Source organism: Arthrobacter sp. 754, from assembly GCF_040548695.1.
Taxonomy (GTDB): Bacteria; Actinomycetota; Actinomycetes; order Actinomycetales; family Micrococcaceae; genus Arthrobacter.
Window position 1 is genome coordinate 415,288 of sequence record NZ_JBEPSC010000001.1, and the last position, 19,447, is coordinate 434,734.

Sequence of the window (19,447 nt, forward strand, 5' to 3'; positions counted from 1 at the left end):
CCATAAGGATCACAGTCTACAGGAGCGGATTGGCCCGTCCCTGTCCTCGAAAAAGGCCCTGGCGGGTGTGCCCGGCGCGCCACAATTGGGCTTCCGGACGTCATTCCATGATTTGGGTCACCCTTATTGGCAGTTAACACAGGATGCTCATTAGACTGGCAAAGGTCTGGGTTCAGAGGACGCAGAGACTGGTTCGAATGTTGTGCTGCGGCACCTTGGCGACCAGAGAGAAATCAAACTCATGGAAGAGGCGTATTTCAAGTGCCAGAGCAGCCTAGCCACCGTCTACCCGAGGAATTTGGCGGAAACGAGTGGCTCGTCGATGAACTGTACGAGCAGTATCAAAAGGACAAGAACACCGTGGATGCCAAGTGGTGGCCCCTGTTCGAATCCTTCGACTCAGGCAGCGGATCTTCCTCCAACTCCAATGGGAGCACGGCAACTGCCGTAGCCAACCCCGCCACCCGTGAGATGCCTGCCGTGCCGCCGGCCCCTCCTGCGGCTGCGCCCTCCCCGGCGAAGCACGCGGCACCGGCCCCGGCAGCCGCCCAGGCGGCTCCGGCCGCCCCTGCACCGGTAAAAAAGGCCCCGGCCACGGTCGCCCGCGACGGCGCAAAGAAGACCGAGGCAGGCACCGGCACGCCGCCGATCCCCGCGCAGCTGCCCAAGAACGTCAAGGCACCCACGGCTCCTGAAGAGGACGTCGTTTCCGTTCTTCGCGGCCCGGCGAAGGCCATTGCCACCAACATGGTCACCAGCCTTGAGGTCCCCACGGCCACCAGCGTCCGGGCCATTCCGGCCAAGCTGCTGATCGACAACCGGGTGGTCATCAACTCGAACCTGGCCCGCGCCCGCGGCGGCAAGGTTTCCTTCACCCACCTGATCGGCTACGCCGTCATCCGGGCCCTGTCGCAGTTCCCGTCGATGAACGTCTACTACGACGAGATTGATGGCAAGCCGGTCGCCGTCCAGCCCGCCCATGTGAACTTCGGCATTGCCATCGACATGCCCAAGCCTGACGGCACGCGCCTGCTGATGGTTCCGAACATCAAGAAGGCGGAGACCCTCAATTTCTCCGAGTTCTGGCACACCTATGAAGACCTCATCAAGCGTGCCCGCGCCGGCAAGCTGACCGCTGACGATCACCAGGGCACCACGGTTTCGCTGACCAACCCCGGTGGGATCGGCACTGTCCACTCCGTGCCGCGCCTCTCCAAGGGCCAGGCCGCAATCATCGGCGTCGGCGCATTGGACTACCCGGCCGAGTTCCAGGGCGCCAGCGAGAAAATCATCGCGCACAACGCCATCAGCAAGGTCCTCACGCTGACCTCCACCTACGACCACCGCGTCATCCAGGGTGCAGGCAGCGGCGAGTTCCTCAAGCTCGTACACCAGCTGCTGCTGGGCGCGCAGAACTTCTACGACGAGATCTTCGAGTCCCTCCGCATTCCGTACGAGCCGGTCCGCTGGAGCCCCGACCTGCAGGTCGATCCAGCTGACGAAATCAACAAGGTCGCCCGGATCCAGCAGCTCATCCACTCCTACCGCGTGCGCGGCCACCTGATGGCTGACACCGATCCCCTGGAGTACGTCCAGCGCAAGCACCCCGACCTAGATGTCCTCACTTACGGCCTGACGCTGTGGGACCTGGACCGCGAGTGGCCCACCGGCGGCTTCGGCGGCGCACCCATGCTGAAGTTCCGCGACATCCTGGGCGTGCTCCGTGACGCTTACTGCCGCACCACCGGCATCGAGTACATGCACATCCAGGAGCCGGAGGAACGCAAGTGGTTCCAGGACCAGCTGGAGCACCCGTACTCGAAGCCCAGCCGTGAAGAGCAGCTGCGCATCGTGTCCAGGCTGAACGCAGCCGAAGCGTTCGAAACCTTCCTGCAGACCAAGTTCGTCGGCCAGAAGCGTTTCTCGCTCGAGGGCGGCGAATCCCTGATTCCGCTGCTCGATGCCATCATTTCCGACGCCGCCGACGACGGCCTGGACGAGGTCGCGATCGGCATGGCCCACCGCGGCCGTCTGAACGTCCTCACCAACATCGCCGGCAAGACCTACGCCCAGGTGTTCCGCGAATTCGAAGGCACCCAGGATCCCCGCTCGGTGCAGGGCTCCGGCGACGTGAAGTACCACCTCGGCACCGAGGGTACGTTCACTTCGGAGAACGGCAACGAGACCAAGGTCTACCTCGCCGCCAACCCGTCCCACCTCGAGGCAGTTGATTCTGTGCTCGAAGGCATCGTCCGCGCCAAGCAGGACCGCCTGGACCAGGGCGAGGCCTTCCCGGTCCTGCCCATCATGGTCCACGGCGACGCTGCGTTTGCGGGCCAGGGCGTGGTTGCCGAGACACTGAACCTCTCCCAGCTCCGTGGCTACCGCACGGGCGGCACCATCCACGTTGTGGTCAACAACCAGGTCGGTTTCACCACGGCACCGTCGTCGTCGCGCTCTTCCACGTACTCCACTGATGTTGCCAAGATGATCCAGGCGCCGGTATTCCACGTGAACGGCGACGATCCCGAAGCCGTGGTGCGCATCGCGCAGCTCGCTTACGAGTTCCGCCAGCGCTTCCACAAGGACGTGGTGATCGACATGGTGTGCTACCGCCGCCGCGGCCACAACGAGGGTGACGATCCCTCGATGACCCAGCCCATGATGTACAACCTGATCGAAGCCAAGCGCTCCGTCCGCAAGCTGTACACCGAGGCACTGATCGGCCGCGGCGACATCACCGAGGAAGAAGCAGAGCAGCTGCTGCGCGACTACCAGGAACGTCTGGAGCGGGTGTTCGCCGAGACACATGCTGCCCAGACCTCGCCGATTCCGATCATCACCGCGGACTCCGCTGCCGTCTCGGACCTGGAGCGTCCCATCGCCCAGCAGTCCGACTCCGGCTCCAATGCTCCGGTCTCCACTGCCATCTCCCCGGAGACGCTGGCCCGGATCGGGCACGCCCACATCGAGATCCCCGAGGACTTCACCGTCCACGGCAAGCTCAAGCAGCTCCTCGAAAAGCGCGAACAGATGTCCCGCGAAGGCGGCATCGACTGGGGCTTTGGCGAGATCGCAGCCTTCGGCTCGCTGATCATGGAGGGCGTGCCTGTCCGGCTTGCCGGCCAAGACTCCCGCCGCGGCACCTTCGTCCAGCGGCACGCCGTGTTCCACGACCGCGCCAACGGCAACGAGTGGCTGCCCCTGGGCCACCTCTCCGACAACCAGGCCAAGCTGTGGATCTACGACTCCCTGCTGTCCGAATACGCTGCAATGGGCTTCGAATACGGCTACTCCGTGGAGCGGCCGGACGCGCTGGTCCTGTGGGAGGCGCAGTTCGGTGACTTCGTCAACGGCGCGCAGACCATCATCGATGAATTCATCTCCTCGGCCGAGCAGAAGTGGGGCCAGCGTTCATCCCTCGTGCTGATGCTGCCGCACGGCTACGAAGGCCAGGGACCGGACCACTCCTCCGCGCGGATCGAACGGTTCCTGCTGATGTGTGCCGAAGAGAACATGATTGTGGCCAACCCGACGACGGCCGCATCACACTTCCACCTGCTGCGCCGCCAGGCGTACAGCCGGCCGCGGAAGCCGTTGATCGTGTTCACGCCGAAGCAGCTGCTGCGCCTCAAGGCTGCCGCTTCGTCCGTCGAAGACTTCACGACCGGCGCCTTCCGCCCCGTGATCGGTGACCATGAGCAGCTGGCGGCCAACGCCGTCGAACGCGTGCTGCTGGTCTCGGGCCGCCTGTACTACGACCTTCTGTCCACCCGGCAGAAGACCGATGACAAGACCACCGCGATTGTCCGTGTGGAGCAGCTTTACCCGCTGCCGCAGGCGGAAATTGCGGCCGAACTGGCAAAGTACCCGAACGCCGAGGTTATCTGGGCGCAGGACGAGCCCGCCAACCAGGGTCCGTGGCCGTTCATGGGCCTCCACCTGCCGACCGCGCTGGACCGCCCGGTCCGGCTCGTGTCGCGTCCTGCATCGGCCTCCACCGCTGCGGGATCCATGAAGCGCCACGCTGCCGAGCAGGATTCCCTCCTGAAGCAGGCATTTGCACGGAAGTAGCCACGGTGGCTGCCCGGCCGGACGTCGAAATACCAGACTCCGGCCGGGCAGTTCTGTTTAATGGGTGGATCATAGACATGCCGGCTGACCCCAGCCGGCACGGACGTAAAGAGGGACTTGTGGAAGACAGGAAGCTGCGACTCGCAGCTGTAGGAGATGAATTGCTGGCCGGGCTGGGCGATCCCAGGGCGCTCGGCTGGCTGGGCCGCGTACTGGCCCGCACTCCGCAGGACGGCATGGCGCTGGAAAGCTATGCCCTCCCCTGTCCCCAGGAGGGCACGGAAGGCCTGGCTGCACGGTGGCTGGAGGAGGCAGGGCGGCGGTTCGGCAACGACCACGAGAACCGCCTGGTGATCGGACTCTCCGGACGGGACATCGAGTTCGGCCTGTCCACTGCCCGGAGCCGCCTGAACCTGGCCAACATCCTCGACACCGCCTCGCAGAACCGGATCGAGGTGTTCGTGGTGGGTCCGCCGCCCACCCTGGACCCCGAACAGAACCGCCGCCTCGCCGAGCTGAACACAGCCTTCGCGGACGTCACCACGCGGCGCAAGCACCTTTACGTGGACACGTTCTCCCCGCTGCTGAACCACGAACAGTGGCGCCAGGACCTGGCGGCGAACGCCGGCACCCCCGGACAGGCCGGCTATGGCCTCATGGCGTGGCTGGTCCTCCACCGCGGCTGGTTCCAGTGGCTGGGGCTCGCGACACCGGAGTAGGCCACCAACCCTCTCTCACTTGCTGCAGCCAAACGTGCAACCCTCTGTCACCGCGTGAACTGCTCCCCGGAAGTTGGACTGAGAAATTCAGTTCGGACTTCCGGGGAGCAGTTTTATGCATGCACGTAGTTCATTGTCTGAGGCTCAGCGCGCGGCGGCTGTAGCGTTGTTTGAGAAGGGTGTCGGGTACATGTCGGCGGCTCGGTCGCTCGATGCGCCTCGTGTGCCGGTCAGGGCACTGTATGGGCGGTGGAGGATTCATGGGCAAGGAGTGCTGGTGAGCAGGCCGGCGAGGTCATACTCTTTCGAGTTCAAGCTCGCCTTGGTCGAGCGGTTCCTCGCGGGCGAGACCGGCCCCGATCTTGCAGTCGAGGCAGGTCTGGCCTCGCGTGAGCTGCTGCAGAAGTGGGTCCGGGCGTATCGGCTCGAAGGTGAGGACGGGTTACGGCCTAAGCCTGGAGGCAGACCGCGGAAGCCCGATTCCCCGCCGCCTGCGGAGTTGCCCGAGCTTGAGCGGTTGCGGCGGGAGAATGAGCGGTTGCGCGCTGAGGTGGCGTATCTGGGAAAACTGCGGGCCTTGAGGGAACAGGGACGACGGTAAAGGTCCAGGCCGTCGTTTCTCTCAAGGCTGACTATCCTCTCCCGGTCCTGCTGCAGGTCGCGGGTTTGGCCCGGTCTACGTTCTTCTATCACCAGGCCCGGCTCCAGGCGCCCGACCCGAAAGGGAAGCTCAAAGCGGCGGTCACCGAGGTCTTCGAGACGAACCATGGCCGCTATGGGCACCGGCGGGTCCATACGGAGCTGCTCAATCAAGGGTGGACGGTCGCGAAGAAGACCGTGTTGAAGCTGATGCGCTCACTGCAGCTGGTCTGCAAGGTCCGGCGCAGGAAGCGCTACAACTCCTACAAGGGCGAACAGGGCGCGGTAGCGCCCAACGTGCTGAACCGGGAGTTCGAGGCTGATGCGCCGAACCGGAAGTGGGTTACCGATGTGACCGAGTTCAACGTCGGCGGCCGGAAGCTCTACCTCTCACCGGTCATGGACCTCTTCGACCGGCAGATCATTTCTTATACGGTGGGCTTGTCGCCGAACCTGGCGCTCACCAACGATTCCCTGCGTGAGGCTCTGACCTGCCTGCAGCCCGGTCAGCAGCCGCTGGTGCACTCGGACCAGGGTTTTCAGTACCGCCACGCCTCCTGGCGCACCCTGATCGAGGGCGCCGGCGCGGTCCAGTCGATGTCCTGCAAGGGCAACTGCTACGACAACGCCGTCATGGAGAACTTTTTCGGTCACCTCAAGGAAGAACTCTTCCACCGCGTCCGCTTCCTCAACACCGACGCACTGGCAGCTGCAATCAAGGACTACATCCACTGGTACAACACCAAAAGAATCTCCACAAAGCTCGAAGGCCTAAGCCCGGTGCAATACCGAGCCCAAGCCCTAGCAGCTTAGGATCTCATTTAGCCAGTCCAACTTCTCGGGACCAGTTCAGCGCGACAGAGCGTTGCCGGAAAACGCGCAGTAAGTGCGAGAGCGTCTGTTCGCGATATATCTTGACCCGAAATGTACTGGGGAGTATCTTGGGTTTATCAGTCACGATATATCGCGGTCTTGGAGGATTCATGCCGGAGAACAACTGGACCGTCACAGGTCCGCAGACCATTGATCTGGACGCCGTTAAGTCACTGAAGCTGGGCATGGTCCGCGGAAGGTTCGACGTCGTCACCCACTCGGAGGACGTCGCCCGGGTGGAGATCACGGACGTCCACGGCGATCCTGTCGCGGTGTCGCTGACCGATGGCCGGCTTGAGGTCCGCCACCAACTGCACGGCCCGCAGGGGTGGTTCAAGAACCTGATGGGAACGGTCAACCACAACAGCAACAACTCGGCCGTCATCAGCATCGCCCTGCCCGCCGGCATTGATGTGGAAGCAGGCACGGTCAGCGGCGACGGACTGGTTTCGGGCATCAGTGGGCACACCCGGCTCAATACAGTCTCGGGCTCCGTCATGGCGGACGGCACTTCCGGGGACCTGCACGTCAACACCGTCAGCGGCGAAGTCATCGTGCGAAACCACGACGGCGTCCTGACCGCCAAGAGTGTCTCGGGCGAGGTTACAGCGTCCGGCCATTTCACCAACATACGGGCCAACACCGTCAGTGGCGACATGAGTTTTGACCTGCTCAGCTTCACCAACGACTTCGGCGCCAATTCGGTGTCGGGCGATCTCACCATCAGGTTGCCGCACGACGTCGGGGTGGACATCGTGGCGAAGTCAGCCGGCGGCGGCGTGGTGGTTATCGACGACCAGAAGTACACCCAGCCCGGCGGCAAGCTGGAGACAATTGCCGGACCGGACGGCAAGCTCATGCTGGTCCGTACCAACTCCGTATCCGGCAAGACGTCCATTTTCCATGGCCAGCCGGCGCGGAACGGGGAAGCCGAAGACCCGGAAGCAGCACACTGATGCCTCCGGTATTCGCCCACGGTGCGTTGCGGCTGTACCTGCTGGCCCTGCTCGAGTCCGGGCCAAAGCATGGCTACGACCTGATCAAGGCGTTAAGCGAGCGGTTCGGCGGCACGTACTCCCCCAGCGCCGGCACCATCTATCCCAGGCTGGGCAAGCTTGAGGAAGAGGGGCTGGTGGTTACCGAAACAGCAGGCCGCCGCACCAACTACCGCATCACGGAGGCCGGGCTCGCAGAGCTGAACAAGCGCAGGGACGAGCTCGCCGGCGTCGAAAATGACATTTCCGCCTCTGTCCGCCGTCTGGCCGACAATCTGCGCGAGGACGTCCGCGCCAACATGCGGGGGCTGCGCGCAGACCTGGCGGCGACGGCCGAGGCGGCCCGTTCCACCGCGCGGGCCGCCGACTTCAGGAATATCGGCCGGCAGCCAACCGAAGGGATCCGCGAACTCAAGGAGGCCGAAATGCTGCTGCAGGCATTCCGAGACGATCTCCGGGTAGAGCTCCGCCTGCACGCGAGCCGGCAGCCACTGAGCCCCGTGACTCTTGAAACGGTCAAAACGGTGCTGGACCAGGCGCGTATCTCCATCCGCAACTCGCTGCCCGGCTGAGCCGCCGCGCAACCGTCCATGAGCGCGTCCGGTTTCACGGCCTGTCCCATGGTGTGGGAGACTTGAGGGCAGCTCTTTTGAGTACCAACATTTAAGGAGGCCAGCTATGAGCAAACGTGCACGCAAACGTCGTGACCGTAAGCGTGGCGGCGCGAACCACGGCAAGCGCCCCAACGCCTAAGCAACAGCTTGGAATATCGGTTTAAGCGAAGGACCCCGGAAGCCACACGGCATCCGGGGTCCTTCGTCTTTGGTTCTGCTGCTGAATCAGGCGCGTCAGGCGTCCACCGGGCGGATGGCGTGGATCCGGTCCAGGATGGCATTCTTCAGGTTCGCCGGGGCGGCCTCGGTACATGAGCGCTTGACCACCTTGCGGATCACGCACTCGAGGTCGTACTGCTCGGTGCAGTCAGGACATTCATCAAGGTGGTGCTTGATCTCCGTGATGTCCTCGCGGGTCAGCGCTCCGTCGAGGTACTCGTAGATGCGCTGCATCCGCGTATCATCGCAGTCGCCCAATCCTTGGCAGTCGCTCATTTCCGGTTCTCCTGTTTTGTATTTGCCGCCGTGTCCTGTGATTCGACGGCACCTTTGAATCCTCTTTCGGCGGCGTATTCCGCCAGCATGTCCCGCAGCATCTTCCGGCCGCGGTGGAGCCTGGACATCACCGTGCCGATGGGCGTGTTCATGATGTCCGAGATTTCCTTGTACGCGAAGCCCTCGACGTCGGCGAAGTACACCGCCAGCCGGAACTCCTCCGGAATGGCCTGCAAAGCGCGCTTGACGTCTGTGTCAGGCAGGTGGTCCAGCGCTTCCGCCTCCGCCGACCGAAGTCCGCGGGAAGTGTGCGACTCCGCCCGGGCAAGCTGCCAGTCCTCGATACTGTCCGAGTTCGACTGCAGCGGCTCACGCTGCCGCTTGCGGTAAAGATTGATGTACGTGTTCGTCAGGATCCGGTACAGCCAGGCCTTGAGGTTGGTGCCGGGCTTGTACTGGTGGAAGGCCGAAAACGCCTTGGTATAGGCCTCCTGCACCAGGTCCTCCGCGTCCGCGGGGTTCCGGGCCATCCGCATGGCCGCCGAGTAGAGCTGGTCCACATACTGCATGGCGTCGCGCTCAAAACGGATCCGGCGTTCTTCGGTTGATTCCGTGGCCACATCCACGGCCTGCTCGGCCGAACCCGGCGCGTCCGTTTCCGACGCATCCGTTTCCGGCACTGCGGCTTCAGTTACTGCGGCTTCCGGCCCTGCGTCAGGCACTGCGGCTTCAGGCACCTCCGCTTCAGACCCGGCTGTGCCCGTCCCGGCAGCTCCACGCTGGGCGTTGTTGCTCGCTTTGGCTTCGCGTCCGGAGGCCTCATACATGGCCTCAACGGCCGGATCCAGGGTGCTCATTGAGTTCAAGTCTACTGTGACGGCTTTGGCGCGCGGTGTTCCGTACTCCGGAGGATCGGATTCCAGAGTATGCAGTACTACGGGGCCTGAAGAGTCCATCCCGTCCAACAGCGATCTCAAGGGCAACTCCACTCTGTGTCAGGCCACTCCAAGTAAAGCCAGTTCCAAGCACTGGCCACTGAGGAAGAGGCGCGTATCTCTGGCGGCAATTCGTTGCCGGTCAATTCTTCGGGCCGCCAAACGTTCGACGGACCCGCAATCCATAACCCCACGTGGCAGGCAAATATTCCCCAAAAGTGCAAGACTAGAACCGACTTCGCCGCATTCGACGCGGTTCGTCCAGCCAGGAGGAAATCCATGTCCTTTGTCCGTAATCTCGCCCGTCCCATGCTTGCCTCGAGTTTCGTCGCCGCCGGGCTGGACAAGCTCAAGAATGCCGACGACACCGCCCAGCAGCTTTCGCCGCTCCTGAAGAAAGCAGCAGCATCGCTGCCCTTCCGGGCCGACGAGCGGACGCTGGCACGGGTAATCGGCGGAACGCAGGTTGGCGCCGGGGTGCTGTTCGGCCTAGGCAAGTTCAGCCGTCTCTCGGCAACGGTACTGACAGTCATCTCGCTCCTGAACACCTTCGTGGAATGGCGCAGCGCCGATGTCAGCACCAAAGCAGGCCGTGAGGCCCGGCGGAACCAGTTGCTGAAGAACGTCTCACTCAGCGGCGGAGCTCTTCTCGCATCAGTTGACACCGCCGGCAAGCCGGGCCTCGCCTGGCGTGCCGAGCACATCGCCGCGGATGCCAAAAAGACCACCGGCAAACAGCTCCATAAGGCGGACAAGGCAGTCCGCCGTGCCGTGGAGCAGGCAACGGGGGCGTAAGGACGGATGACCGGTTCCACCCCCGCAGCTTCCGCCACCGCCCCCGATACTGTTCCGCACTGGCCGGCCCCCTTCGCCGGCCGGCCGATCAACGCCACTGTCACAGTGCCGGGTTCGAAATCCCTGACCAACCGATTCCTGGTGCTCGCCGCGCTGGCCGACGGCCCGTCACGGCTCAGGGCCCCCCTGCACTCCCGGGATTCCGCCCTGATGATTGATGCGCTCCGCCAGCTGGGTGCCACCATCACCGAGGTGCCCGGCGACGGCGCCTTCGGGCCGGACCTCGAGGTCGTTCCCTTGAGCCAGGAGGCGCCGTCGTCACGGACGCGCATCGACTGCGGGCTGGCAGGAACCGTGATGCGTTTTGTCCCGCCGCTTGCGGCACTGCGGAACGGCGTGAGCGACTTCGACGGCGATCCCCATGCCAGGAAGCGCCCCATGGGCACCATCATCGAGGCGCTGAAGGGGCTCGGCGTAACAGTGACAACGGACGACGGCGGCACCCCCTCTTCGCTGCCGTTCAGCGTTGAGGGCACCGGGGAAGTCCGGGGCGGCCACCTGGTGATCGACGCCAGCGCGTCGTCACAGTTTGTCTCCGCGCTCCTGTTGGTGGGTGCGAGGTTCACTGAGGGACTCCACCTTGAGCACGTTGGAAAACCCGTACCCAGCCTGGACCACATCAACATGACAGTCGCAGTGCTCCGGGGTGTAGGCGTGGCAGTTGATGACTCGGTGCCCAACCACTGGGTGGTGGCGCCCGGACCCATCCGCGCGTTTGACCGGCGCATTGAACAGGACCTCTCCAACGCTGGCCCCTTCCTGGCCGCTGCACTGGCCACGGGAGGAACGGTGCGGGTTCCGGACTGGCCCGAAGGAACCACGCAGGTGGGAGATCTGTGGCGAAGCATCCTCGCGGAACTGGGCGCGGAAGTCAGCATGGCTGACGGTGTCCTGACTGTTACCGGCGGACCTGAGATCAAGGGTGGCAATTTTGCCGAAACGAGCGAACTTGCCCCTACCGTCGCGGCGCTTTGTGCCCTGGCCAGCGGTCCTTCAACGTTGACCGGCATCGCTCACCTGCGCGGCCACGAGACAGACCGGCTCGCAGCACTCGTCACCGAAATCAACCGGCTCGGCGGCGATGCCGAGGAGACCAGCGACGGCCTGGTGATCCGCCCTGCCAAGCTGCACGCGGGCGTCGTCCACAGCTACGCCGACCACCGGATGGCAACCGCGGGCGCCATCCTGGGCCTGGCGGTACCCGGTATCGAGGTCCAAGACATCGCCACCACAGCCAAGACCATGCCGGAGTTCACGCGGATGTGGGCGGACATGCTCGCCCAGGGCGGATCAGCAGCTGCGGTGGCGGAAGGTTCCAGCGATGGCGCGCAGCACTGATTCCTGGGATGAGTCCGATGTCCGGATCCGGCCGAGCAAGAAGGGTTCCCGGCCGCGTACCAAGGACCGGCCCAGCCACGACGACGCCGTCACCGGCCGCATCATCACCGTTGACCGCGGCAGGTATACCGCCATTGTCGGTGAAGGCTCAGGGGACGAACGGGTCATCATTGCCGCGCGGGCCCGCGAACTGCGGCGTTCCCCCGTGGTGGCCGGCGACTTCGTCTCCCTCGTAGGGGACGTCTCCGGCGAACCGGACACGCTGGCCCGCCTGGTCAGGATCCAGGACCGCCGGACCCTGCTTCGCCGCAGCGCGGATGACACGGACCCGATTGAGCGTGCCGTGGTGGCCAACGCTGATCAGTTGGTGGTGGTGGTGGCCGCCGCCAATCCCGAGCCACGCACAGGCTTTATTGACCGCGCCCTCGTGGCCGCGTACGACGCCGGCATTGAGCCGCTGCTGCTCGTCACCAAGGCGGACGTCAAGGACCCTGCTGAACTGTTGTCGAATTACGAGCACCTGGACTTTCCGGTCATCATCAGCCGGACGGCAGACTCCGCAGCTTCGGGCATCGACGCCCGCTCGGACGACGGCCTCTCCGCGCGGCTGGACAGCGATGCGGTGGAGCAGCTCCGGGCGCACCTGGACGGGAAAGTAACGGTGATGCTGGGCCACTCCGGCGTTGGCAAGTCCACCATGGTCAACGCGCTCACGGGAGCGGAACGTGCCACTGGCGGCGTGAATGCGGTGACGGGCCGCGGCCGCCACACGTCGTCGTCGGCCCTGGCCCTGAAACTGACCGACGCCCCGGCGGGCAGCTGGATCATCGACACCCCTGGCATCCGCTCGTTTGGCCTGGCCCACGTGGACCCGGACCGGATCCTGCGGTCTTTCCCGGACCTGGAGCCGGGCACTGATGCCTGCGAACGCGGCTGCAAGCACAACGCCGCCGCCGTCAACTGCGGAGTGGACGCGTGGGTGGCCGCCGGCAACGCGGGCCCAACCGGACCGGCCCGGCTCGCATCGCTGAGGCGGCTGCTGGGCGCAGATCCGCGGCTGGAAGGCCAGGAAACCAAGGAACTGGGCAGCATCAGCTAGCTGCTGGACGCCCACCTCCCCGGCTCAGCAGCCGGAAGACGGTAGTTTGTAACCATGATCCAACCCGCTTCGAGCTACAACGATGACCTGCGCCTGGCCCATGTGCTGGCCGATTCCGTGGATGACCAGACCATGAGCCGCTTCAAGGCACAGGACCTGCACATCGAGACCAAGCCTGATCTGACGCCGGTCACCGACGCGGACAAAGCCGCCGAGGAAGCCATCCGCGGCCAGCTCTCCCGCTCGCGTCCCCGCGACGCCGTGCTCGGGGAGGAATTCGGCAGCTCCGGTCACGGGTCCCGACGCTGGATCATTGATCCGATTGACGGCACCAAGAACTTTGTCCGGGGCGTTCCGGTCTGGGCAACGCTGATCGCCCTCGTAGACGAAGGCGAACCGGTGGTGGGAGTGGTCAGTGCACCCGCCTTGGGGAAGCGCTGGTGGGCGGCCAAAGGCGCCGGTGCCTACATGGGCCGGTCGCTCGCGGCCGCCACCCGGCTCCGTGTCTCGGACGTCTCCAAGCTGTCAGATGCCTCACTCTCCTATTCGAGCCTGGGCGGCTGGAAGCAGCGCGGCAACCTCGATGACTTCCTGGGCCTGACCGAGGACGTCTGGCGCACGCGCGCGTTCGGCGATTTCTGGTCCTACTGCATGGTGGCCGAAGGTTCCGTGGACATCGCCTGCGAGCCTGAGCTGAACCTGTACGACATGGCTGCGCTGGTCCCCATTGTGGTGGAAGCCGGCGGCCGCTTCACCTCGCTCGAAGGCGTGGACGGGCCGTTCGGCGGCAACGCCCTGGCCACGAACTCCATCCTGCACTCCGAGGTCCTCAAGCGGTTGAATCCGGATCTGGACGATCTCCTCTAGTCCGGTTCAGGAGCCTTTTTCCGAACATTCGACGGCGGGCGCCTCCTCAAGGGGGCGTCCGCCGTCGTATCTTCGGACAAAGCAGGGACCACCCAAATGCGCGTAACAAAGCCCTTAACATTCGTCCGGGCTTTTTCCCGGCCGAGGAGATGTCCTACGCTCTTAACAGGTCACGAGTGCCAGCGCTAAACCCCGGTTTGCTGGCCGGCAACCCTCCATTCGCGGTGGGGTGCCCCGGGTGACGACCAGGCCGGTCCGGAACGGACCCGGCAAGCGCGGATTCCCGGCCACCGGGCGTCCTTTCAAAGTGAGGTCTCCGTGACAACTGCCACTGTCTCCCCCCATGCCGTTTCCCCTGTTCGCACACCCAACTCCGCTTTCGGCGATCCGTTCGCCATCGCCGGGCGCCCCCTGTCCGCCGTCACCGGCGCTGAAATCCAGGCGCCGCTGATCCAGGGCGGCCACATCCGTTACGCCAACCTGGATTACGGCGCATCGGCACCGGCCCTCTCCGTGGTGTCCGCCTACCTGAACGAGATCCTGCCGTTCTACGCCAGCGTCCACCGCGGCGCCGGCTATGCCTCGCAGATCAGCACCTCGGTCTACGAGAACTCCCGGAACGTCGTGCGTAGCTTTGTGGGCGGCCGCCCGGACGACTCCGTGATCTTCACCCGGAACACCACGGACTCGCTGAACCTGCTGGCCGGCTGCCTTCCGCTGACGGATGGACGGCCAACCGGCGATGTGCTTTACCTCGACATCGAACACCACGCCAACCTCCTGCCGTGGCAGGGTGTCCCGCACCGCAGCGTCGTCGCCGCCGACACGATCGCGGGGACCATCGCGGCGCTCCGTGCCGAATTTGAGCAGGGAAGCGTCAGCCTCCTCGCCGTCACGGGCGCATCCAATGTCACCGGCGAAATTCTCCCCATCAGAACCCTGGCCACCTTGGCCCACGAGTTCGGGGCCCGGATTGTGGTGGACGCCGCCCAGCTCGCTCCGCACCGCCGGATCAACATCACCGCTGACAGTATCGACTACGTGGTCTTCTCCGGCCACAAGCTCTATGCCCCGTTCGGCGCCGGTGTGCTGGTGGGCCGGACGGACTGGCTCGACGCCGGCAAGCCCCACCTCGCCGGCGGCGGCGCCGTCCGTGAGGCACGGCTCGACGGCGTCAGCTGGGCCACGGGCCCCGCCCGGCACGAGGGCGGCTCCCCCAACGTCCTGGGTGCGGCCACGCTGGCCCGCGCTACCCAGGTGCTCGCATCACTGGATCAGGAACGCTGGCACGCCCACGAATCAGCCATCAGGGCTTTCCTGGTGGAAGGACTGCAGAAAATCGACGGCGTCACTGTCCACCAGATCTTCTCAGACACGGACGCCGAAACCGGCACCATCGGCGTCGTGAACTTCTCAGTTGCCGGCTACGATGCGGGACTGGTGGCTGCCTATCTTTCGGCCGAGCACGGCGTCGGCCTCCGGGATGGCCGCTTCTGCGCGCACCCGCTGCTGAAGCGCCTCGGACTTCCCTCGGGATCGCTGCGGGCGAGCTTTGGAGTGGGGTCCCGGCTTGAGGACGCACAGCGACTGCTGGCCGGCATTGAGCAGCTCCGAAGCACGGGCCTCGGTTGGGATTACGTGGTGGATTCAGGTCGCTGGGTTCCGGCCAACGACACCCGCACGTACCCGGAGTGGGCGCCGAACACACCCGGCACCGCCGGTGCGGCACCGTGCCTTGATGACTGAGCTTTCCTGATCAGCAGGCCACGATCAGGCGGCTGCGGTCCCATGCGGTAAATTCGAAGGATACCCATGGGCATCAGTTGAAGGAGGCCGCACGTGGCACGGGGTGGCCCCAGGCTTGACCACAGCCGCCGCCGGGAGCTCGGCCAGAGCTTCGAGGCTGGCGGGGAACACTACCAGCGGGTACGCCCCGGCTACCCCGGCGAATCAGCGGACTGGCTGATCCCGGCCGGGGCCAGGGACGCCGTGGACGTCGGCGCCGGCACGGGCAAGTTCACCGCCCTCCTGCTGGAACGCGGCCTCACGGTCTCAGCGGTGGACCCCTCCGGGGACATGCTTGAACAGCTGCGCGCCCAATACCCTGAGGTGTCCATAATCCAAGGGACAGCAGAGGCGACAGGGCTCCCGGACTCTGCGTTCGACGTCGTCAGCGTTGCGCAGGCGTGGCACTGGTGCGATCCGCTGCCCGCTAGCACGGAACTGGCACGGATCCTTCGGCCCGGTGGAACGCTGGGGCTGATCTGGAACCAGCTCGACACGTCCATTCCCTGGGTTCACCGGCTATCCCGCATCATGCACGCAGGCGATGTGTACAAGCCTGGTTTCCGGCCGGTAGTGGGGCCCGGGTTTGAAGGCCTCGAGAGTCATGTCACCCGGTGGGAGGACAGCCTGAGCACTGCGGACATCATGGAGCTGACGATGTCCCGCAGCTATTACCTGCGTGCCACGGAGGCAATCCGCGGCAAGGTCTTGGCCAACCTCGACTGGTATCTCCACGAACATCTGGGACACGATGCCGACGAAGACATCAGCCTGCCGTATCTGACCCTGACATGGCGGGCAGCCAGGGTGTGATGCCCGCCAGCAGGTAGGCTTGGGGGGTGAAGACCAGCGCGCCCTCCTCCTCCATCGAGGACTACGTCAAGGTCATATACGGCTTTACGGAGTGGCAGGCCAAACCCATCACGTCCTCGCAGTTGGCACAGCGCCTGGGCGTTGCGAACTCATCGGTCTCGGAAATGGTGCGCAAGCTCAAGGACCAGGGGCTGGTGGACCATAAACCATACAGCGCCATCACCCTGACACCTGCCGGCGTTCGGCTTGCGCTTTCCATGGTGCGCCGCCACCGCCTGATCGAAACCTACCTTGTGCAGGAGCTCGGTTACAGCTGGGACGAAGTCCATGATGAAGCCGAACTGCTCGAGCATGCGGTGTCTGACACGTTCATTGAGCGGATGGCCACCAAGCTGGGCAACCCGCAGCGGGACCCGCATGGCGACCCCATCCCCTCGGCAGACGGCACGGTGCTGTTGCCTCCCGCCCACCTGTTGGCTGAACTCGATGAGGGCCACACTGGCAGGATCACGCGCATCAGCGACGAGAATCCGGACCTGCTGCGATACCTGGCGGCGGAGGAAATAGACCTCGACGCCGAGGTGGAGGTCCTGGGGCGCAGGCCGTTTGGCGGCGCCCTGATGGTGCGGATCCGCCACGCCGGCAGGAGCCGGGATTACGATCTGGCGGATGAAGTGACGGCGGCGCTGTGGGTTCACAGTGACCACGCCCACGCGGGCTGTGTCCTTGTACCTGCCTCATGAGAATCGCCGGAATGCCTGACTGGCGGGCATGGCTGGCAGTTGCTTTGGGTGGATTTGCCGGCACGGAACTCCGCTACGGCCTGGGACTGGTTTTCCCTGAATCAGCCGGCCAGGTCCCTTGGACCACGCTGGGCATCAACGTGACGGGGAGTTTCGTGCTGGCCGTTCTCACAACGCTCTGGATCGCCAGGCCGGCCACGGCTTTCTGGCTTCGCGCGGGCCTGGGGCCGGGCCTGCTGGGCTCGTTCACCACGTTCTCTGCGGTGGTGTTCTCCGTGGACCAGTTGGCCCGGGCGGGCGGGCATCCCGTGTGGATCTCCTACCTCGCGCTGTCCCTTCTGCTCGGTCTGGGTGCCGCGGCTGGCGGCTGGCGGACGGGGCGGCTGGTGGCTGACCGGCTGACGGTGGTCTCATGATGACTGCTGTCCTCGTGGGAGTATTCGGGATGGCCGGCGCCCTGTTGCGCTTCGCCGTCGACAGCTGGTTCGCCCACCGGGCGGGACGCCGCGCCGCCGTCGACTCCGCTGGTAGGCCCCGGCACTGGCCGTGGGCCACGCTGATCGTCAATGTCGGCGGGTGCCTCATCATCGGACTGTCCATCGGTATTACCGGGCGGCTCGGTTTGGACACTGCATGGCAGCTGGCCGTCGCCACCGGGCTCGCCGGCGGGCTGACCACCTTCAGCTCTTGGACGACGGCGACGGTCCGGCTTCTGAGCGAGTCGCGGTTCGGCGCAGCGGCCCTCAACGTGGGCGCCAACCTGGCCGCCGGTTTCGCGGCTGCGGCCCTGGGCATCGCCATCGCTTCCTAGCTGAAAATTCCCCCAGGCGCGGTGCCGCCGTCGTCGTTCGTTTACCGCTTAGCTGGTTTGGCGCGGTCCCGTATCGTTGACTGTGATGATTAGCAGACGCGACGCGGCAATTGCCCTTGATGTACCGATGGAAATGGCGCAGCGCCATGGCATCCCCAAACGCCTGACCGAAGCCGAGCTGGGCGAAATCCTGGACAATCCCCCGGCCTGGCTGACCCAGTCACGGGCGAACCGGACGGGCAAGCGCCCGGTCTGGGTCCACCTGGAATGTGCCGTCTGCGGCTACGAAGAAGCGGCCCGCCCTAAAAAGTGGTGGCCGGAATTCACGTATGTGATCTGCGGGCACCATGCGCCCGGTGAAGTTCCGCAGGTGCGGCAAGGCTTTATCAGGAGCGAGTTCGACGGCGTCGGCACCCGTTTTGTGGGCATCGCGGACGTCCCGGTTCCGGACTGATCCAGGGCTGATTCCGTACCCGTTCAGGGCATTACATTCGGGCACAAAAAGGCGTATTTTACGAAGAGGGACGCAGCCCGTCCCCCTGCTGTAAGGAGCACGCCATGCCTGACAAGACACCCCACCAGAACCTGTCGAAGAAGCCGGTTAAGACCATCAAGGAAAAACGCGCCGAGAAGAAGGCCAAGAGCCCCGAAGGTGCGCAGGACCCTGTAGCCCACCTGAAGAAGCGCCGGTAGCTTTACCCGCCGTTCTCAGCCATCTCTTCCGGGACGGCCGCCAGATTCAGTTCCTTGCCGTCCCTCAGGACGCTGATCTGCAGGTGCTGGCCGATTGCATCGGCGAACAGCAGCTTCTGCAGGCTTTCCGCGTTGCTGACGGGGCGGCTTCCGGCTGTCATGATGATGTCCCCCGCCTGCAGGCCTGCGTGGTCGGCCGGGGAACCAGCCAGAACCTCCACCACCCTAAGCCCGTCCCGCTGGCCCGTCCTGATCACGGCACTGGCATTGAGGCGGATGGGTGTGCTGACAACACCTAGATAGGCGCGCCTGACGCGGCCGTCCTTCAGCAGGGCTGAGATGATGCGCCGGGTGGTGGCGTTGATCGGTACGGCCAGGCCCAGCCCGGCGCCGGCCACCGCCGTATTGATTCCCACGATGCGGCTGTGCGCATCGGCCAAGGCACCACCGGAACTGCCGGCATTGAGTGCCGCGTCGGTCTGGATGACGTCCTCGATCACCCGCCGGTTTCCGCCCGACCATACTGGAATGGCCCGGCCCAAACCGCTGACCACGCCTGCGGTCACTGATCCTGCCAGCCCCAGGGGGTTGCCCACCGCGATGACAAGTTGGCCCACGCGGAGCGTCTCGGCGTCGCCGAACTGTGCCGGGGCCACCTTCGGTGCCTTGCCGCGGACCACCGCGAGATCGGACAAGGGGTCCACCCCTACCAGTTCCAGGTCGGTCCGGCTGCCGTCCGCAAACGCGGCGTGGCCATGGTGCGTGCCCGCCACGACGTGTGAGTTCGTCAGAAGGTAGCCGTCCTCTGTGAAGAGGACAGCAGAGCCGGCGCCGACGCGGAAGCGTCCGTTCCGGCGGTTTCCGGTCATTTCTATGGCCGCAACGTGGGGTGTGACGGTGTCGGCCACCCGCATGACCGTCTCGGAGTAAAAGTCCAGCGGTCCGTCGTCGGCCGCCGGGGGTGGACTGGGCTTGCGCAGCTGGTCCATGGCGCTCCTCCTGGTGTTACCGGACCCGGCAGGTGCGCTTGGGTCCTACGGCGTACAACGACGGCGGCCGCGCGGCTAGTCCCGGAGGTGTTACGCCATAGGTGAACGAA

Annotated in this window: 21 protein-coding genes and 1 riboswitch; of the genes, 18 read left to right on the forward strand and 3 right to left on the reverse strand. The window is 65.0% G+C overall.

The genetic code is table 11. The features are described from left to right. Positions 1–261: 261 nt before the first annotated feature. The 7 genes from ABIA70_RS02005 (at position 262) to ABIA70_RS21635 (ending at position 8,053) form a co-directional block, all read left to right on the forward strand. Positions 262–4,074 (forward strand): multifunctional oxoglutarate decarboxylase/oxoglutarate dehydrogenase thiamine pyrophosphate-binding subunit/dihydrolipoyllysine-residue succinyltransferase subunit, encoded by a 3,813-nt coding sequence (locus tag ABIA70_RS02005; RefSeq protein WP_354145935.1) that lies wholly within the window; start codon positions 262–264, stop codon positions 4,072–4,074. A gap of 119 nt (positions 4,075–4,193) precedes the next feature. After that, positions 4,194–4,793 carry a GDSL-type esterase/lipase family protein gene (locus ABIA70_RS02010; RefSeq protein ID WP_354145936.1) on the forward strand — a complete coding sequence of 200 codons (600 nt, stop codon included), beginning with the start codon at positions 4,194–4,196 and terminating at the stop codon, positions 4,791–4,793. A gap of 277 nt (positions 4,794–5,070) precedes the next feature. Further along, positions 5,071–5,394, forward strand: coding sequence for a helix-turn-helix domain-containing protein (locus ABIA70_RS02015; protein ID WP_354145937.1), 324 nt, complete (start codon positions 5,071–5,073; stop codon positions 5,392–5,394). A 50-nt stretch (positions 5,395–5,444) separates the two neighbouring features. Next, positions 5,445–6,245 (forward strand): IS3 family transposase, encoded by an 801-nt coding sequence (locus ABIA70_RS02020; protein ID WP_354146572.1) that lies wholly within the window; start codon positions 5,445–5,447, stop codon positions 6,243–6,245. A gap of 170 nt (positions 6,246–6,415) precedes the next feature. Then, the gene (locus ABIA70_RS02025) at positions 6,416–7,261 is read left to right on the forward strand and encodes a DUF4097 family beta strand repeat-containing protein (RefSeq protein WP_354145938.1); all 846 of its coding nucleotides are present in this window, start codon (positions 6,416–6,418) and stop codon (positions 7,259–7,261) included. Next, positions 7,261–7,872, forward strand: a complete 612-nt coding sequence (locus ABIA70_RS02030; protein ID WP_354145939.1) for a PadR family transcriptional regulator — start codon at positions 7,261–7,263, stop codon at positions 7,870–7,872. Before ABIA70_RS02025 ends, ABIA70_RS02030 begins: the two co-directional genes overlap by 1 nt. Before the next feature lie 106 nt (positions 7,873–7,978). After that, complete coding sequence (locus tag ABIA70_RS21635) at positions 7,979–8,053, forward strand: 50S ribosomal protein bL37 (RefSeq protein WP_104061284.1); 75 nt, start codon at positions 7,979–7,981, stop codon at positions 8,051–8,053. 95 nt (positions 8,054–8,148) lie between these two features. On the opposite strand, the gene rsrA is transcribed toward ABIA70_RS21635, so the two are convergent. Both rsrA and ABIA70_RS02040 read right to left on the reverse strand, forming a co-directional pair. Continuing rightward, a complete protein-coding gene (gene rsrA, locus ABIA70_RS02035) occupies positions 8,149–8,409 on the reverse strand; it encodes a mycothiol system anti-sigma-R factor (RefSeq protein WP_354145940.1) in 261 nt (86 codons plus the stop codon). Further along, complete coding sequence (locus ABIA70_RS02040; RefSeq protein ID WP_502917168.1) at positions 8,406–9,365, reverse strand: sigma-70 family RNA polymerase sigma factor; 960 nt, start codon at positions 9,363–9,365, stop codon at positions 8,406–8,408. Before ABIA70_RS02040 ends, rsrA begins: the two co-directional genes overlap by 4 nt. 258 nt (positions 9,366–9,623) lie before the next feature. Between ABIA70_RS02040 and ABIA70_RS02045 the strand changes: the two genes are divergently transcribed. The 11 genes from ABIA70_RS02045 to ABIA70_RS02095 all read left to right on the forward strand — a co-directional run bounded on the left by ABIA70_RS02045 (position 9,624) and on the right by ABIA70_RS02095 (position 18,348). Continuing rightward, a complete protein-coding gene (locus tag ABIA70_RS02045; RefSeq protein WP_354145942.1) occupies positions 9,624–10,139 on the forward strand; it encodes a DoxX family protein in 516 nt (171 codons plus the stop codon). Positions 10,140–10,145: 6 nt separating this feature from the next. Continuing rightward, positions 10,146–11,537 carry a 3-phosphoshikimate 1-carboxyvinyltransferase gene (aroA, locus tag ABIA70_RS02050; RefSeq protein WP_354145943.1) on the forward strand — a complete coding sequence of 464 codons (1,392 nt, stop codon included), beginning with the start codon at positions 10,146–10,148 and terminating at the stop codon, positions 11,535–11,537. Then, entirely contained in the window at positions 11,521–12,636 is a 1,116-nt protein-coding gene (gene rsgA, locus ABIA70_RS02055; RefSeq protein ID WP_108599233.1) for a ribosome small subunit-dependent GTPase A, read from the forward strand. The genes aroA and rsgA overlap by 17 nt, the downstream gene beginning before the upstream one ends. A gap of 54 nt (positions 12,637–12,690) precedes the next feature. Then, positions 12,691–13,503 carry a histidinol-phosphatase gene (hisN, locus tag ABIA70_RS02060; protein ID WP_131682648.1) on the forward strand — a complete coding sequence of 271 codons (813 nt, stop codon included), beginning with the start codon at positions 12,691–12,693 and terminating at the stop codon, positions 13,501–13,503. Between the two features lie 168 nt (positions 13,504–13,671). Continuing rightward, positions 13,672–13,785, forward strand: a riboswitch (SAM riboswitch). A gap of 36 nt (positions 13,786–13,821) precedes the next feature. Next, positions 13,822–15,249: an aminotransferase class V-fold PLP-dependent enzyme gene (locus ABIA70_RS02065; RefSeq protein WP_354145944.1), complete on the forward strand. Its 1,428-nt coding sequence runs from the start codon at positions 13,822–13,824 to the stop codon at positions 15,247–15,249. A 93-nt stretch (positions 15,250–15,342) separates the two neighbouring features. Then, positions 15,343–16,101 carry a class I SAM-dependent methyltransferase gene (locus ABIA70_RS02070; RefSeq protein WP_354145945.1) on the forward strand — a complete coding sequence of 253 codons (759 nt, stop codon included), beginning with the start codon at positions 15,343–15,345 and terminating at the stop codon, positions 16,099–16,101. A gap of 26 nt (positions 16,102–16,127) precedes the next feature. Further along, positions 16,128–16,844: a metal-dependent transcriptional regulator gene (locus ABIA70_RS02075; protein WP_354145946.1), complete on the forward strand. Its 717-nt coding sequence runs from the start codon at positions 16,128–16,130 to the stop codon at positions 16,842–16,844. Between the two features lie 11 nt (positions 16,845–16,855). Next, positions 16,856–17,260, forward strand: coding sequence for a fluoride efflux transporter FluC (locus ABIA70_RS02080; RefSeq protein ID WP_354145947.1), 405 nt, complete (start codon positions 16,856–16,858; stop codon positions 17,258–17,260). Then, a complete protein-coding gene (locus tag ABIA70_RS02085; RefSeq protein WP_354145948.1) occupies positions 17,260–17,655 on the forward strand; it encodes a fluoride efflux transporter FluC in 396 nt (131 codons plus the stop codon). The genes ABIA70_RS02080 and ABIA70_RS02085 overlap by 1 nt, the downstream gene beginning before the upstream one ends. Positions 17,656–17,740: 85 nt before the next feature. Then, positions 17,741–18,109: a hypothetical protein gene (locus ABIA70_RS02090; RefSeq protein ID WP_354145949.1), complete on the forward strand. Its 369-nt coding sequence runs from the start codon at positions 17,741–17,743 to the stop codon at positions 18,107–18,109. 104 nt (positions 18,110–18,213) lie between these two features. Continuing rightward, positions 18,214–18,348 (forward strand): hypothetical protein, encoded by a 135-nt coding sequence (locus ABIA70_RS02095; RefSeq protein ID WP_354145950.1) that lies wholly within the window; start codon positions 18,214–18,216, stop codon positions 18,346–18,348. Positions 18,349–18,350: 2 nt separating this feature from the next. On the opposite strand, the gene ABIA70_RS02100 is transcribed toward ABIA70_RS02095, so the two are convergent. After that, positions 18,351–19,337, reverse strand: a complete 987-nt coding sequence (locus ABIA70_RS02100; protein WP_354145951.1) for a S1C family serine protease — start codon at positions 19,335–19,337, stop codon at positions 18,351–18,353. Between the last annotated feature and the right edge of the window lie 110 nt (positions 19,338–19,447).

Bases quoted from the DNA above. Each gene is read 5' to 3' on its own strand.
- ABIA70_RS02040 (WP_502917168.1), bottom strand. From the start codon at position 9,365: ATGGACTCTTCAGGCCCCGTAGTACTGCATACTCTGGAATCCGATCCT.
- ABIA70_RS02025 (WP_354145938.1), top strand. From the start codon at position 6,416: ATGCCGGAGAACAACTGGACCGTCACAGGTCCGCAGACCATTGATCTG.
- ABIA70_RS02100 (WP_354145951.1), bottom strand. From the start codon at position 19,337: ATGGACCAGCTGCGCAAGCCCAGTCCACCCCCGGCGGCCGACGACGGA.
- ABIA70_RS02095 (WP_354145950.1), top strand. From the start codon at position 18,214: ATGCCTGACAAGACACCCCACCAGAACCTGTCGAAGAAGCCGGTTAAG.
- ABIA70_RS02090 (WP_354145949.1), top strand. From the start codon at position 17,741: ATGATTAGCAGACGCGACGCGGCAATTGCCCTTGATGTACCGATGGAA.
- ABIA70_RS02085 (WP_354145948.1), top strand. From the start codon at position 17,260: ATGACTGCTGTCCTCGTGGGAGTATTCGGGATGGCCGGCGCCCTGTTG.
- rsrA (WP_354145940.1), bottom strand. From the start codon at position 8,409: ATGAGCGACTGCCAAGGATTGGGCGACTGCGATGATACGCGGATGCAG.
- rsgA (WP_108599233.1), top strand. From the start codon at position 11,521: ATGGCGCGCAGCACTGATTCCTGGGATGAGTCCGATGTCCGGATCCGG.
- aroA (WP_354145943.1), top strand. From the start codon at position 10,146: ATGACCGGTTCCACCCCCGCAGCTTCCGCCACCGCCCCCGATACTGTT.
- ABIA70_RS02030 (WP_354145939.1), top strand. From the start codon at position 7,261: ATGCCTCCGGTATTCGCCCACGGTGCGTTGCGGCTGTACCTGCTGGCC.
- ABIA70_RS02045 (WP_354145942.1), top strand. From the start codon at position 9,624: ATGTCCTTTGTCCGTAATCTCGCCCGTCCCATGCTTGCCTCGAGTTTC.
- ABIA70_RS02080 (WP_354145947.1), top strand. From the start codon at position 16,856: ATGCCTGACTGGCGGGCATGGCTGGCAGTTGCTTTGGGTGGATTTGCC.
- hisN (WP_131682648.1), top strand. From the start codon at position 12,691: ATGATCCAACCCGCTTCGAGCTACAACGATGACCTGCGCCTGGCCCAT.